A 15,456-nucleotide genomic window follows, 5' to 3' on the forward strand; every position below is an offset into this window, starting at 1 on the left:
ATAATATGTATGAGTAGGATGACACTGTGATTAATCGTGTTAGCTAAAGTTCCAACTCAAGCCGAGACCAACCCATCGGGTAATGGATGATCTAATGTTTTGACCATAAGATAAATAAATACTGGTCTGATCTTTAATGACATCAAGTCCCCAAATAAGTTGTATTTGACTAGGGGCTGATGCAGGTTTGTAGTATTCGAGTGCAATTTTTTGGTCATGGGGGAGTGCATGTGTTGCAGCAATTGCCCATGTAAATGCAGTCGTTTGTTTTGTGTTATACCAACCTAGATTTGTATCAAGTTGAAATTGTGGCGTAATGTAGAAAGAAGCAGGTACGTTGAGTTGCCAATCTGCATCATTTTTATGCTGTTTCGGCGTGTAAGCCGCACTTGCAGCGACACCAAATTGCTCAGATGCATAAAAAGGATGTTTGATTTGCACAGTGGTGTATGTTGTACGGTTACTATAGCTGACTGGTATAGAAAGCTCATAGTTATATACACTACATGCAGGGCTTACATTGAGTTGTTGGTCAGTTTTAGTACGGGTTTGACCAAACTCAATTTGGCAGGTGTTATTGCTTGTAATTTGTGCATCATCTGTATTGTACAAAGGCAGTGCGTATGTATAACGTGACATCAGCACCATAACAAAGAGACATGCGTAAAAAGACAATGTAAAAAAGTAGTGATACATTTCCATTCCCCAAGATTGAGGCGGATGCTACCCACGTAGGTATGATCTAGGTACATTACGTGAACACACAGAAGCTATATCTATCAAATATAGATGCTGTAGATTCTAAAATAATGAGTTTGCGATATGTTTTGCTGTGATATGCCATCTCGTTGCAAGATGGCATGACCCGATGTGTCTGAGTTGCCGTTATGCTTTCAAGATGAATATAACAGTGTAAATTACACTAAACCTCGAACAACTTCCCACAGAGGGTCTCCGCACTTTAAAAATTGGCCACAGTATATACACTATTTCTTAATTGTAAATGAAATTTATAAGGAATGATAAAATAGGTATATTTTTTTAGCTGAAATTTCGCATAGCAATATTGTTTTAATAATTGGTCTATTTTTGAAAAAAATTTACCATAATTTTGTTAAAAGTAACGCTTAGATTTTTATTTAAGATATTGATAATTATTATTATTTTCTCGTTTGCAATATGGTTTTAAGAAATAATTAAGTTTTACCTATGTTCAAATTCAAAGACTGGGTTTATACTAAAGTCTTATTTAAGTTGATCTGTTTTTTGTGAATTAGCCCATCGCAAAATAGGTATAAAAAACAGATTAACTTTAGAAAGTCTGATTTTTATATATGTGATTTTATTTGCGCTGTTAAGGCAATAACAGTTCTTATATTTCAGGCTTTTATCTATGGATAGATATTTTGTTCTTTAAGGATATGTTGTAATGAAGAAAATTGGATTTTATCTAATTGTCGCCCTAGTTATATTGGTAGTCATCGCCATTTTGTTTTTGTTCAGACCTGTTGCTTCTAAGCGTATGCAAACGGATGTGAAAGAAACAACTGTGGATGCTGTACTCATTGGTGGCGGTATTATGAGTGCAACACTTGGTACATATCTTAGCGAATTAGAGCCAAATTGGAAAATTCGTATGTTCGAACGTTTAGACCAAGTTGGGCAAGAAAGCTCTAATGGTTTTAACAACGCAGGTACGGGCCACTCAGGCTTTATGGAAATGAATTATACCGAAGAAAAGAACGGTAAAATGGACATTTCAAAGGCTGTGAATGTTGCAAATCAATTTGAAATTTCTAAGCAGTTCTGGGCATATCAGGTTGAAAACAAGGCTTTGGGTGAACCTAAAAGTTTTATAAACCCCGTTGGACATGATGCATTTGTTTGGGGTGATAATGTCGATTTTCTTAAAAAACGTTATGATGCTATGGTCGCACATCCGTTATTTAAGGGAATGTATTACACAGAGAATCCAAGTGTTATTAAATCTTGGGCACCACTTGTCATGGAAGGTCGCGACCCTAAACAAAAAGTGGCAGCGACGCGTATGGAAATTGGTTCAGATGTGAACTATGGTTCGATTACTACACAGCTCATCAAAAATTTAGAAAAATCGAAGAACTTTACTTTAAGTACGTCTACTGAAGTGACGAATATTAGTCAAAATGATGATCAAACATGGTCTATTGAGTCGAAAAACTTAAAAACAGGTGAGATCAGTCGAATTAAATCGAAGTTTGTTTTTATTGGTGCAGGTGGCGCAGCCATTAAAATGCTACAAAAAACAGGTCTTCCAGAAGCTGAGCAATATGCTGGGTTCCCAGTGGGTGGTGAATTCTTAATTACTGATAATCCTGAAATTACTGCAAAGCATACTGTGAAAGTATATGGTCGTGCTGAGTTGGGTGCACCACCAATGTCAGTTCCTCATATTGATACACGTTACATTGATGGGAAAAAGTATGTTCTATTTGGACCATTTGCGACGTATTCAAATAAATTCCTGAAAAATGGTTCTCAGCTAGACTTGTTGGCTTCAACCAACAAAAACAATGTATTGCCTATGACAAAAATAGGTGTTGAGAACATGGATCTTGTGAAATATTTGGTGAGTCAGGTGATGATGTCTGATGAAGATCGTTTTAATGAGCTGAAGAAGTATTATCCAAATGCGAAACCAGAAGACTGGCATTTAAGTCAAGGTGGTCAACGTGTTCAGATCATCAAAACTGAACCGGGTAAACCTGCTAAGCTCCAATTTGGAACAGAGATTTTTGTATCTAAAGATAAGTCAATGACCGCATTATTAGGTGCTTCACCAGGTGCATCAACATCGCCTTATACTTTATTAACATTGCTAGAGAAGGCATTCCCTGAAAAAACTAAAGCGGAATGGAACCCTAAACTGCATGAGATTATTCGATCTTATCAACAAGATTTACGTGAAGATCCAAAATTGTTAGATCAAACACGTAAATATACAAGTTCGGTATTAGGTTTGAATTACACTACACCTGCGGGTTTGTTAGACAACACTCAGCATACTGCTCCTGTAAAAACACAGAAGTAATTGTTTAGAGAGGCATAAGAATAGGAGATCATTTTGATCTCCTATTTTTTTATAAAGTGGGGTGTTTGTAATGCATTTTTTTCTTAAATTCTTTTCTTTTATTGCACTGTCATTTTTAGTATTTCAGTCGATGTATATTGTGGTTTTAGGTGGAAAAGCACAGTTTTTTTATCTGCTGAGTTATATGCTCCTGACATTAATAATTGCAAAAGTGTGTAATAACTCATATTACAGCCAAATATGTATTTTGATTTTATCTATGATAGGGATTTGTTATTTTTCTATTGAGAAAGAATACTTCTTTTTATGTATTGGTTTGATGTATAGCACTTTATTTTTTAAAGTAAATCAATATAAAAAGATAAAATTAATTTTACTATTCATCTTAATTTGTTTTGTGGCCATTGATCAATACAGTTATATGGTGCAAGTCAAAGCATATAATGCTCAGACAAATAATGGTGAGACTTGGCAAAAATATGGTGCTTTGTGAAGTATGGAATCCTTTGGTCTTTATGAAAAGAAAAACTAGATTAAACAATACGTATTAGAAAAATATATGCGTAAAATATTATGATTTAATTTTAGTTGATGGATAGGAGTTATTTTACATAGTACCTATGTTAAATACATTTTATAGTTGTATATAATAAAAATGAGTCACAAAATAAGATAGGAATGTGTCATGAAAAATAAGGCGTTTATTGCACTTGGCTTTTCTACGTTATTTACAATGTCAGGGTGTACCACAGTTGCAGACATGGCAGGAGCAGACTCAGCCACTTTAAATGCGACCTCTGCACAGAGCTTTGCTAAAATGCAACAAGAGGCGCAACAAAAAGGGGTGCTAGATACATCATCAAGTACATATAAGCGTATTTACACCATCTTACAGCGTATGGAGCCATATGCCAATCAGTTGAATCAGACAGGTCAGGCATTTCAATGGCAACTTGCTGTGATTAAGTCTGATACACTCAATGCTTATGTTGCGCCTGGTGGAAAAGTGGTTTTTTACACAGGAATTGTAAATAAACTTAATTTATCTGATGATGAAATTGCCGCCATTATGGGGCATGAAATGACGCATGCATTAGAAGAGCATGCGAAAAATAAAATTGGTGCAGATGCATTAACCAACCTTGCAATTAATATAGGTAAAAGCTATGCGGGGCAGAGCATTGGTCAATTTGGAAATGCAGCCATTGATTTGGGCAGTCAAGTAGGGGTGGGCTTACCATATTCTAGAAACTTAGAAACACGTGCAGATTATGGTGGTTTGATGCTTATGGCTAAAGCGGGTTATAACCCACAAGCAGCAATTACTTTATGGGAAAAAATGAATAAAGCACAGAGTGATACTGGTATAAGCTTTTTATCCACACATCCATCGAATGCCCAGCGTATTGCTGAAATGAAGAATAACTTGCCTGCTGCAATGGCAATTTATAATCGTACACGTTAGAAAATACATTTGAACTGACGGCTGCATAGAAAGCCGTCAAGTTTAGTTGATTATTGCTCAGATGAGCTTTCTAAAGCAGCATCATAAATTAAAATAGCTTTACCTTCAGTTTCAATCATACCTTGTTCTTCTAAAGATTTTAGTACACGGCCAACCATTTCACGAGAGCAACCCACAATACGTCCAATTTCTTGGCGAGTAATGCGAATTTGACGACCGTTAGATAAAAGCATTGCTGCAGGTTGGTGAGCAAGGTCAATTAAACAGCGTGCAATACGGCCTGTGACATCAATAAATGCAAGGTCTGTCATTTTACGCGTGGTGTTCTTTAAGCGTTTGGTTAATTGAGAGAAGATGGCATAGTTTAAATCTGGGTACTGTACTGCAAGCTCTAAAAAGTTCTCGTAAGATATTTCGGCAATTTCACAGGTTTCACGTGTTCTGACTTCAGCGGTACGGTGTGGCTCAGTTTCAAAAAGGCCCATCTCACCAAAAAATTCACCTGCATTTAGATAAGCAACAACAATTTCACGTTCATCGTCTTCACGTAAAATTACTGATACAGAGCCCTTTAAAATGAGGTATAAAGATTTAGACTCTTTACCTGACTCAATGAGGGTTGTACGTTTTGGATGGCGATTGATATATGCACGTTTTAGTAATGCTTTAACAGACTCAGGAAGTTGATTTGGGGAGAGTATCTCATTCGCAAAAGGGAAAAAATTAGCTGGCATGATTCCTTGTTCCAGAGGCAGTAGTTAAAGGGATGTAAGTAACTTGAATACTTGGTAAAAACGTTCAATGAATTGAGCCCAAAAGGGGTGGGAATAGGCTCATCGAACAAAGTGTGTTAGTGTAACGCATATATAGTCATTAATTTATATTTTTTTTAAGGTAGTTGCAATGCAATCAACAGTTCAATGGCTTGAAAATGTTGCATTTGAAGCCAAGTCGGAAAGTGGTCATACTGTGGTAATGGATGGATCACCTGCTTATGGCGGTGAAAACCGCGGTGCTCGTCCTATGGAGTTGATTTTAATGGGGTTGGGAGGCTGTGCGTCTTTTGATATTGTCACCATTTTAAAGAAATCTCGTCAAGATATCACTGATGTTGTCTGTGAATTGAAAGCAGAACGTGCAGACAGTGTGCCTGCTGTGTTTACAAAAATACACCTTCATTTTGTTGTGAAGGGGCGTGCTGTCAAAGAAAAACAGGTGGCGAAAGCGGTTGAGTTATCTGCTGAAAAATATTGCTCAGCGAGTAAAATGTTGACCGATGGTGGTGTTGAAATTACCCATGACTTTGAGCTGATTGATGTAGATGCATAAGCCAGTCCGTTGTACTGACTTATGTGACTAATCATTACTTTTGTAAAAATAATTGTGGGTCTACACGTGCATCGTTTAGGCTCATGCCCCAATGTAAGTGTGGCCCTGTAACACGCCCTGTTTTCCCCACCAAGGCAATTTTTTCACCTTGGACGACGTGCTGTCCAATTGTGACATCTATTTGGCTTAAATGACAAAACATACTAATTAAGCCTTGTCCGTGATCTATTAAAATGGTTTTTCCATTAAAAAAGTAGTCTCCAACACCCACCACTGTACCGCTTGCAGGTGCAACCACTTTCTGCCCAACAGGTGCGGGAATATCTAAACCTGAATGTGGTGCTCGTGCCTCATTATTAAAAAATCTTTTTCGACCAAATGAGTTACTAAACTTTCCTTGAGTGGGAGCAATAAATACTGGAAAAGTTGCCCATGTACTTTTTGTAAATGACGTATAAATATTATGTTGTTCTTCGGCCTCTTTTTTATACCGTGTAAGTTGTTCAGTTGATGGTTCTACAAAACTTTGATCTTTCAGTTGTATATGTTGTTCTACATAAGGGTAGGGCTTCACTTCAATATCAATAGGTCCTTGATCTGTTTTTACCTGTATTTTTCCAACAGGCGTAGACAGTGGAATACCTACAATTGCATATTTTTGTTGTGCTTCATGGGTTAAGAGTACGGGGTTGTTTTGGTAGCTTACCTGTTGTACTTGTTCTGCAATGGGAAGCACAGCAATACCACCAGCTCTGAGTGAGTTTTGGGGTAAAAAAGCAAAACTTGAGCCAGAGCATAGACATAGTGTGAGCAGGGTAGTGATTTTTTTATAAGTCATATTATATGTATCTAAAACAGCGTGATTTTATTATAGCGGTGCTTTGAGTCATTAGTGTACGTTTTTTATAAACATAAAAGCCATGCATTAAGCATGGCTTTTGAAAAATGTTGTATTGATTAAAACTGGTAGTTTACACGCATGAGTACACTACGTGGTGTACCTGGTAAATCCGCTGAACGCCAGTATTTTTTATTGGTGACATTGCCAATTGCTAAAGTAGCATTCCACGGTGCTTGACTATAGCCAACAGCAGCATCTAAACGACTAAAACCTTTGACTTTATAGTCGTTATTTAGGTTGTTGTAGAACGAACCAACATAAGTCACGCCAGTTTCTAGGTACATGTTTTCAGTTGGTAAGTAACGTAAGAATAAGTTACCTGTATTTTTTGAAGTTAAAGCAAGGCGTTTATTGACGTTCGCAGGTGTTTGTGCGTCTTTTGTCACTTTGGCATCTGTGTAGCCATAGCCACCACGTACAAATACGTTATCAATCAAACGACCAATAAAGCTAAGCTCTAAACCTTTTGATTCGTGTTGCCCTGCAACAGCCCATAGGTCTGGGTTATTTGTTGGGTCTGGGCGGTAGCGAATGTTTTCTTTACGAATATCATAAACTGACATTTGCGTATTTAAGCGGTTATCTAACCAGTCACTTTTAATACCGATTTCGTATTGTACGTTGTACTGTGGTTCAGCGTTAAATACGGCAAGATTTTGGTTGGCACTTACAGCATTCACACCTGCTGAACCACCAAAAGGTGAAAAGCTTTTACTGTATGATGCGTAAATGCTGTGGTGTTCATTTGGTTGATAAATTAAACCTACATTTGGACTAAAGCTTTCACCATCTACAGTACGTTTAAAGTTGGCATTGTTTTCTGCAAGCAGTTTATTACTGGTTGATGACTCGTAGCTGTCGTAACGTGCTCCCAATAACACTTTAAATTGCTCATTAAAGCTAATGAGGCCTTGTAGGAAAATTCCTAAACCTGTAGCTTGGTTGTAGTTATAGGTATTTAGCTTGAGGTCACCAGTTCCACGAGAGCTGAACTTGTCACCTGTGAGTGGATTCACAAAACCGTAAATTAAAGAGTTGTTTTGATTGGTATTGGCAAGCTTTGGTTCACGCTGTTCGTAGGTCCAATCTGCACCAACCATCAGGTTGTGTTTAATTGCACCTGTGTCAAACTCACCAGTAATGTCAAAAGTGTTACTGGTCGTTGCATTTCTCGTTTTTTGCCAGTAATAAATTTGTTTAATATAGTCTTTGTAACAACCTGAATTTGTCGCGGTTGGTTTCACGGTGCTGGTACACATTGAACCTAAGTAAAAATGGTCAAAATTTTGCTCAGCAAGACGATAGCTGAGTGCCCAGTGGAAATTCCAGTTTGGTGCGTATTCGTATTTTAAATCTGTACGTGCTACTTGTAAGGTATCTTCAACAAAGTCACCATCTTGAGCATAGCTTTGTTTGATTGAAGTGCCTTGTGGCAGGTTGTATGCATATGGGCCACGGTCAGGTACGCGGTTTAAGTTATCAAAGGTGTATTGTGTGGTCCATGTCAGGGTTTGTTCATCATTACGGTAGGTTGCACTTGGCGATACCATCATTTGACGACTATGAATGCCTTTACGGAAACTGTCTGCTTCAGCGTATTCACTGTTTAGGCGTACTGCCCAGTTGTCATTGAGGGCATGGTTTAGATCAATGGTTGTACCCAAGTTATTCCAAGACCCAGCATAGACACCAATGGTACTTTTTGATTTAAAATTGGCGAATTTGCTGACCATATTGACCACGCCACCGCCAGCACTACGACCATATAAAACAGAGGCAGGGCCTTTTAAAATTTCGATGCGTTCTACGCTAGAGGTACTACGGCGAACTTGGCCACCTTCACGAATACCGTCACGGTAAATGTCACCCGTATCTGCATTAAAACCACGAATGGTAATGCCATCACCACGCATATCATAGCTGGTTGATACACCAGGTGTACCTTGTAACATCACACTTAAATCATTTGAACCGTAGACTTTATATTTTTGTACATCAATGGTATCTACAGTTTGTGGAATATCTTTTTTAGCAAGACCATTTCGAGTGACATTGGCTTCTTTATAGTCAACGTAGCTTTTGATTGGGTCTAGCTCACTCATGGCTTCAATTTTAATGGTGTCTAGAGTTGCTGTTGCTGTCGGGTCAATTTCTTGAGCAGATGCTTGGTGAATCTGTGAAATAAGCAGCGCAAGTAAACTGACTTTAAAAATGGGGAATGATGTGGTTGCCAATGTAATCACCAATAGTTAAAGATAATGTAAAGTATTATCATTTAAAGTGTAAATTTGTGCTGATTATATTCATATTCTCTACATTTTTCATATTTTTTTTAAGATAAATTTAATCTGAAAAAATAATTGCGTATTTATACTTGAAAATATTTTATAAAGACCCAAATATAATACAGAATTACACCTAAAATTATTAAAAGTAAGTTTATGAATTTTAATAAATTTTTGTTGAAAAAAATGACATCGACCTAATATATAAGTCAATAGATAATAATTTTGAGGAATACATCATGCAATTTGATAAGTTCACAACAGGTTTAACCAACACACTATCAACTGCACAATCTTTAGCCGTTGGTAAAGATCATACCAGTATAGATACTGTACATATTCTTTCTGTATTGCTTGAAGACGCAGCCAATTTAAGTTTGTTGCAACAGGCGGGTGCACAACTCCCTATATTAAAAGCCAGTGTTGCGAAAGCAATAGATGATGCACCAACTATTGCTACGCCGACAGGTGATGTAGGTTTAAGTCCAGATGCAGTAAAAGTACTCAATTTAGCGGATCGTTACGCACAAAAAGCAGGTGATGGTTTTGTATCAACCGATTGGGTATTGTTGGCTCTCGCAGAGTCGGGTCAAAGCCAAAAGCTACTTAAAGAAGCAGGCATTCAAGCCAGTAAGTTACGCCAAGTGATTGAAAATATTCGAGGTGGTGAGAAAGTGACCAGTAATAACTATGAAGACCAACGTGACTCATTGGGTAAATACACTATAGATTTAACTGAGCGTGCTTTAATAGGTAAATTAGACCCTGTGATTGGGCGTGATGAAGAAATTCGTCGTACTGTGCAAGTACTTTCACGCCGTACCAAAAACAACCCTGTGTTGATTGGTGAGCCGGGTGTGGGTAAAACGGCCATTGTAGAAGGTTTGGCACAGCGTATTGTAAATGGTGAAGTGCCTGAAAGCCTAAAAGGCAAACGTGTTTTGTCTTTAGATATTGGAGCATTGCTTGCAGGTGCGAAGTATCGTGGTGAGTTTGAAGAGCGTTTAAAAGCCTTATTGAAAGACCTTGCCAAACAAGATGGTCAGGTAATTCTATTTATAGATGAGCTACATACGCTCGTTGGTGCAGGGAAAACAGACGGGGCTATGGATGCAGGAAACATGCTTAAACCTGCGTTGGCACGTGGTGAGTTACGCTGTGTTGGTGCGACAACTTTAGATGAATATCGCCAATTTATTGAAAAAGATGCGGCTTTAGAACGTCGTTTCCAAAAAGTGTTGGTGGATGAACCCAGTGTTGAAGATACCATCGCTATTTTACGTGGTTTGAAAGAACGCTATGAAGTACACCATGGTGTGAAAATTTTAGATGCGGCTATTATTGCTGCTGCTAAAATGTCACAGCGTTATATTACTGACCGCCAGTTGCCAGACAAGGCCATTGACTTGATTGATGAAGCCGCCTCTCGTATTAAAATGGAAATTGATTCAAAACCAGAATCACTAGACCGTTTAGAGCGCCGTATTATTCAACTTAAAATGCAGTTAGAAGCCGTTAAAAAAGATGAAGATGCGGGTAGTAAAGCTGAGATATCACATTTAAATGAGCAGATCTTATCTTTAGAGAAAGAGTACAACAGTTTAGAGGAAGTTTGGCGTAAAGAAAAAACTTTAGTTGAAGGTACTAAGCAGGCTCAAGTCAAACTAGATCAAGCCCGTATTGCACTTGAAAAGGCCCAACGTGAAGGTGATTTAGCAGAAGCAGGTCGTTTGCAGTATGGACTTATTCCCGAGCTTGAGAAACAACTTGAGCAAGATGATGTGGCCGAAGAAAATGAGTCACTTCAATTGATTCGTACTAAAGTGACCGACAATGAAATTGCAGAAGTCGTGAGTGCGGCAACGGGTATACCTGTGGCTAAAATGTTGCAAGGTGAGCGTGAAAAACTCCTTTCTATGGAAAGTTTCTTGCATCAACGTGTGGTTGGACAAGATGAAGCGGTGGTGGCGGTTTCAAATGCAGTACGCCGTTCAAGAGCAGGTTTATCTGATCCAAACCGTCCAAGTGGTTCATTCTTGTTTTTAGGGCCTACAGGTGTGGGTAAAACAGAATTGACGAAAGCTCTAGCCAACTTCTTATTTGATGACGATGATGCCATGATTCGCATAGATATGAGTGAGTTCATGGAAAAACATTCCGTGAGTCGTTTAGTCGGTGCCCCTCCAGGCTATGTGGGTTACGAAGAGGGTGGTGTATTGACAGAAGCTGTACGCCGTAAACCGTACAGTGTCGTATTGTTTGATGAGGTGGAAAAAGCACATCCAGATGTGTTTAATATCTTGTTGCAAGTGTTAGATGATGGTCGCTTAACAGACTCGCAAGGGCGTATGATTGACTTTAAAAATACGGTGATTGTCATGACATCGAACTTAGGTTCACAAGATGTACGTGAGCTGGGTGATGATGCAACAGATGATGAAGTTCATGCGGTGGTCATGGGTGCAGTTAGTCAGCACTTCCGTCCAGAATTTATTAACCGTATTGATGAATTAGTCATTTTCCATTCATTGAAAAAAGCACAAATTCGTGGCATTGCTGATATCCAGTTAGGTCGTTTACGTGAGCGTTTACAAGAGCGAGATATTGGTTTAACTGTAGAAGATAGTGCGTTTGATGTCTTGGTCGATGCTGGTTTTGACCCAATTTATGGAGCTAGACCACTGAAAAGAGCCATTCAACAACACATTGAAAATACGCTTGCACAGAAAATACTGGCTGCTGAGTTTGAACCAGATGACCAAATTGTAGTACGTGGTGAAGATGGTGAGTTGGTCTTTGATCAGCGTAAATTAAGTTAAATTTCCACATCTTGTTTGAGATTTTAAAAAGCCATTACAAAGTAATGGCTTTTTTTATTAAAATTAATGGCTTTGCAGTTAATACGACAGTTTTATCTTTTTAATATTGGGACTTTATTGCTTTTACATCACCATTAAAAATGCCAGTCAGATTTTTACGGACTGGCATTTTGTACAACATATTTTGCTTTTTTATAAAAATTAAACTGAAAAGTGTCTAATTTTCCAAGCACGGTGGATTTTTTGATTACGTTTGAAGTCAAGGCCAATGGTATCTTGGGTGATTTCTTGGACATCAAACATGGCTTCAATTTCTTCACTCATTTCAAAGCCACGGTAGTTATTTGAAAAGTACAATGTACCATCAGAGCTTAAACGGTTCATGGCACGTTTTAATAAAGACAGATGATCTCGCTGTACATCAAAGGTACCGTAAAACTTTTTCGAGTTAGAGAAGGTTGGTGGGTCGATAAAAATCATGTCGTATTGTTCATGACCTTCTTTGAGCCACTCAAAGCAATCTGCTGCAAAAAACATGTGCTGTTCATCTGCATGGTCTACCGTTAAACCATTGAGTACAAAGTTTTCTTTTGACCAGTTGAGGTAAGTGTTAGATAAGTCAACACTTGTGGTACTGGCCGCGCCACCTAAAGCTGCATGTAGGCTGGCAGTCGATGTATAGCTGTAGAGGTTTAGGAAGTGTTTACCTTTGACTTCATTGGCCATACGCAAACGAATCGGTCTATGGTCTAAGAATAAGCCCGTATCTAAATAGTCGGTTAAATTGACTAAAATATTGGCTTTACCTTCTTTTACAACAAAGCGTTTAGATGCGGTACTTTGTTTTTCATACTGGGTTTTTCCAGACTGGCGAGCACGTGTTTTAATGAAAATGGCTTCACGACCAAGCCCAGTCACTGCACGAATGGCTGCAAGTGCTAAGTTAAAGCGTTTTTTTGCTTTTTCAGGGTCAATGGTTTTTGGTGGCGCATACTCTTGTACGTGTAGGCGATCACCATAAAGGTCGACAGCCACGTTAAAGTCAGGTAAATCTGCATCGTATAAACGTAAGCAATAAACGTCTTCTTTAACGGCCCACTTTTTTAAGGTAGCCATATTTTTTTGTAGACGGTTGGCGAAGTCTTGAGCCTCTTCAATCTCTACAGGTTGGTTTTGCCATCTAGCTAAAAAAGGCGTGTTGTTTAGTAATGGTTTAATTGTGCCAAATCGTACATAGATTGGTAATTTACCATTCATTAAACGTAGTGTTTGAGGCTCGTTAAATGCTAAAACATCTGCTTGTTCAATTTGTGCTGCAATCACTGCTGCATATTGGTTTGGAAAAGTTTTTTGTAATAATGCAGAGATGCCTAAATACACAGCACGGTTAGAGGCTTTATCACCAAGTCGCTCACCATATGGTGGGTTGGTGACAATAAATGCATGCTCATCATCACCGATATTAAAGTCAGGCCAATCTGCAAGAGTACGTTCTTCAACTTGAATTTGGTCGAGTATAGATTCAAAGCCTGCAGCAACAATATTGTTTTTAGTTGCTTTTACTGCATCCCAATCTGCATCGTAAGCATAAAAACGTGGTAATGGTTGCTGTAGTGCAGTGGCATGACGTTCAGTCGCTTCTGCTTTAATGCTCATCCATAATTCATTGTCATGACCATGCCAACCATTAAAACCAAAACGACGGACTAAACCAGGTGCTCGGTCGGTTAAAATCATGAGTGATTCAATAATAAACGTTCCTGAGCCACACATAGGGTCAAGTACAACAGCAGGTTTACGTTCAAGTAATTTTGCTTTGTGTAAAATGGCTGCTGCTAAATTTTCTTTAATTGGAGCGTCAGTCATATAGTGGCGATAACCACGTTTATGTAGTGAGTCACCTGATAAATCTAAACAATAAATATGAGAGGTTTTACCTGCCAATACGTATAGGGTAATTTCAGGTTGTTTAATATCAATACTTGGGCGACGGCCAACAGTTTCCATAAAGCTATCAACCACACCATCTTTAACACGTAAGGTGGCAAATTGACTATTTACTTTGACATCACGTTCGACGTGTAGGCGAATGGCAAATGTACTTTGTGGTGCAAAAATGAGTGACCAATCAAAATTTATGGCACCTTCAAAAAGTTCCTTAGCAACGTCACGTACATCATGATTTTGTTCAATTTCATGCTCATAAATTGGCATGACGACACGTGATGCCAGACGTGACCACATGCAAATACGGTAAGCTGTTTCCAGTGTGCCTTTGAAAATTAAGCGACCAGCTTTACGTTCTACATTGGTTGCACCCAAATGGGCTATTTCTTCTTCGAGTAATGGCTCAAGACCATCGGCACAGGTAACCCAATATGTAGATAAACGTTGCGGTGAATTCATGCAAACTTCCAAAACAAAAACAAGCAAAGAGAGATTTTAACGTATTTTACCCCTATTTGGCTTGTGTTATTTATAGCTTTTTTTATTGCGATGTGACTGCGAATTATTCTTATTTTCCGATACAATATGTCAACTTAGCGTAGGACAAAGGAATCACTGATGCATTTGGCTAAATTGCATGCTCCAAGTCAGATTCAACTGAATGAACATGGGAACTTAAAACATTTTGTAACCATAGAAGGTCTGAGTAAAGACACTTTAAATAAGATTTTAGATACCGCAGAAACTTTTATAAATGATAATAATCAACTGATTACTTCGCCACTACTAGAAGGGCGAACAGTGATGAATCTATTTTTTGAAAACTCAACAAGAACCAGAACCACATTTGAAGCCGCTGCCAAGCGACTGTCTGCCAATGTATTAAATATAGATATTGCACGTTCAAGTACAGCTAAAGGCGAAACGCTGAGAGATACGTTGTGGAATTTGCAAGCAATGGCTGCCGATATTTTTGTGGTACGTCATTCCTCTTCAGGTGCGGCACATTTTATTGCTAAAGATGTGTGTCCAAACGTGGCGATTATTAATGCAGGTGACGGACAACATGCGCATCCAACCCAAGCCATGTTAGATATGCTTACTATTCGCCGTGAAACGAAAAAGCCGTTTGAAGAACTGAGTATCGCGATTATTGGTGATATTAAGCACTCACGTGTAGCCCGTTCAGATGTCGCAGCATTACAAACTTTGGGCTGTAAAGATATTCGTGTGATTGCACCCAATACTTTACTGCCGTATGGCTTCTCCGAGTACGCTGAAGGTGTTCGTTTATTTAACCAAATGGACGAAGGCGTAAAAGACTGTGATGTGATTATTACCTTGCGTATTCAAAATGAACGTATTGAATCTCCTGCACTGGCATCACAACTTGAATTTCATAAAATGTATGGCTTAAATGAAGCACGTTTAGCCTTAGCTAAGCCTGATTGTATTGTTATGCATCCTGGGCCAATGAACCGTGGGGTAGAAATTACTTCTAGTATTGCCGATGGTGCTCAGTCCGTGATTTTAAATCAAGTCACCAATGGTATTGCGGTGCGTATGGCGGTGTTGGCATTGTCTATGAATGGACAATTACAAGCACAAGGTTTACTTGATGCGACTTCAGTGGTTTAAGG

Annotated in this window: 11 protein-coding genes; 6 read left to right on the top strand and 5 right to left on the bottom strand. The window is 38.5% G+C overall.

The features are described 5' to 3' along the window. Positions 1 to 39: 39 nt before the first annotated feature. Complete coding sequence (locus I2F31_RS04270) at positions 40 to 639, bottom strand: hypothetical protein (protein WP_195773502.1); 600 nt, start codon at positions 637 to 639, stop codon at positions 40 to 42. A gap of 790 nt (positions 640 to 1,429) precedes the next feature. Between I2F31_RS04270 and mqo the strand changes: the two genes are divergently transcribed. The 3 genes from mqo (at position 1,430) to I2F31_RS04285 (ending at position 4,535) form a co-directional block, all read left to right on the top strand. Then, the gene (gene mqo, locus I2F31_RS04275; RefSeq protein ID WP_195773503.1) at positions 1,430 to 3,070 is read left to right on the top strand and encodes a malate dehydrogenase (quinone); all 1,641 of its coding nucleotides are present in this window, start codon (positions 1,430 to 1,432) and stop codon (positions 3,068 to 3,070) included. A 70-nt stretch (positions 3,071 to 3,140) separates the two neighbouring features. Then, on the top strand, positions 3,141 to 3,563 hold the full coding sequence (locus I2F31_RS04280; RefSeq protein WP_195768294.1) for a hypothetical protein: 423 nt from the start codon (positions 3,141 to 3,143) through the stop codon (positions 3,561 to 3,563). Positions 3,564 to 3,755: 192 nt separating this feature from the next. Then, positions 3,756 to 4,535 (top strand): M48 family metallopeptidase, encoded by a 780-nt coding sequence (locus I2F31_RS04285; RefSeq protein WP_195768295.1) that lies wholly within the window; start codon positions 3,756 to 3,758, stop codon positions 4,533 to 4,535. Between the two features lie 50 nt (positions 4,536 to 4,585). Here the strand turns inward: I2F31_RS04285 and crp are convergent, their stop codons facing one another. Further along, a complete protein-coding gene (gene crp / locus I2F31_RS04290) occupies positions 4,586 to 5,269 on the bottom strand; it encodes a cAMP-activated global transcriptional regulator CRP (protein WP_195768296.1) in 684 nt (227 codons plus the stop codon). 169 nt (positions 5,270 to 5,438) lie between these two features. Between crp and I2F31_RS04295 the strand changes: the two genes are divergently transcribed. Next, a complete protein-coding gene (locus I2F31_RS04295) occupies positions 5,439 to 5,864 on the top strand; it encodes an OsmC family protein (protein WP_195768297.1) in 426 nt (141 codons plus the stop codon). A 34-nt stretch (positions 5,865 to 5,898) separates the two neighbouring features. Here I2F31_RS04295 and I2F31_RS04300 read toward each other — a convergent pair whose 3' ends face one another. Continuing rightward, on the bottom strand, positions 5,899 to 6,702 hold the full coding sequence (locus tag I2F31_RS04300; RefSeq protein WP_195768298.1) for a M23 family metallopeptidase: 804 nt from the start codon (positions 6,700 to 6,702) through the stop codon (positions 5,899 to 5,901). Between the two features lie 119 nt (positions 6,703 to 6,821). Next, positions 6,822 to 8,999 (bottom strand): TonB-dependent receptor, encoded by a 2,178-nt coding sequence (locus tag I2F31_RS04305; RefSeq protein ID WP_228285895.1) that lies wholly within the window; start codon positions 8,997 to 8,999, stop codon positions 6,822 to 6,824. A 290-nt stretch (positions 9,000 to 9,289) separates the two neighbouring features. Between I2F31_RS04305 and clpB the strand changes: the two genes are divergently transcribed. Next, positions 9,290 to 11,869: an ATP-dependent chaperone ClpB gene (clpB, locus tag I2F31_RS04310; RefSeq protein ID WP_195768300.1), complete on the top strand. Its 2,580-nt coding sequence runs from the start codon at positions 9,290 to 9,292 to the stop codon at positions 11,867 to 11,869. 201 nt (positions 11,870 to 12,070) lie between these two features. Here clpB and rlmKL read toward each other — a convergent pair whose 3' ends face one another. Further along, positions 12,071 to 14,275, bottom strand: coding sequence for a bifunctional 23S rRNA (guanine(2069)-N(7))-methyltransferase RlmK/23S rRNA (guanine(2445)-N(2))-methyltransferase RlmL (gene rlmKL / locus I2F31_RS04315; protein WP_195773505.1), 2,205 nt, complete (start codon positions 14,273 to 14,275; stop codon positions 12,071 to 12,073). Positions 14,276 to 14,434: 159 nt separating this feature from the next. On the opposite strand from rlmKL, the gene I2F31_RS04320 reads away from it, so the two are divergent. Then, a complete protein-coding gene (locus I2F31_RS04320) occupies positions 14,435 to 15,454 on the top strand; it encodes an aspartate carbamoyltransferase catalytic subunit (protein WP_195768302.1) in 1,020 nt (339 codons plus the stop codon). Positions 15,455 to 15,456: the final 2 nt, after the last annotated feature.

The sequence above is a fragment of the Acinetobacter rathckeae genome (genome assembly GCF_015627125.1).
GTDB classification, from domain to species: Bacteria; Pseudomonadota; Gammaproteobacteria; order Pseudomonadales; family Moraxellaceae; genus Acinetobacter; species Acinetobacter rathckeae.

Coding starts and splice junctions, on each gene's coding strand:
- I2F31_RS04270 (WP_195773502.1), bottom strand. CDS start 639: ATGTCACGTTATACATACGCACTGCCTTTGTACAATACAGATGATGCA.
- mqo (WP_195773503.1), top strand. CDS start 1,430: ATGAAGAAAATTGGATTTTATCTAATTGTCGCCCTAGTTATATTGGTA.
- I2F31_RS04280 (WP_195768294.1), top strand. CDS start 3,141: ATGCATTTTTTTCTTAAATTCTTTTCTTTTATTGCACTGTCATTTTTA.
- I2F31_RS04285 (WP_195768295.1), top strand. CDS start 3,756: ATGAAAAATAAGGCGTTTATTGCACTTGGCTTTTCTACGTTATTTACA.
- crp (WP_195768296.1), bottom strand. CDS start 5,269: ATGCCAGCTAATTTTTTCCCTTTTGCGAATGAGATACTCTCCCCAAAT.
- I2F31_RS04295 (WP_195768297.1), top strand. CDS start 5,439: ATGCAATCAACAGTTCAATGGCTTGAAAATGTTGCATTTGAAGCCAAG.
- I2F31_RS04300 (WP_195768298.1), bottom strand. CDS start 6,702: ATGACTTATAAAAAAATCACTACCCTGCTCACACTATGTCTATGCTCT.
- clpB (WP_195768300.1), top strand. CDS start 9,290: ATGCAATTTGATAAGTTCACAACAGGTTTAACCAACACACTATCAACT.
- rlmKL (WP_195773505.1), bottom strand. CDS start 14,275: ATGAATTCACCGCAACGTTTATCTACATATTGGGTTACCTGTGCCGAT.
- I2F31_RS04320 (WP_195768302.1), top strand. CDS start 14,435: ATGCATTTGGCTAAATTGCATGCTCCAAGTCAGATTCAACTGAATGAA.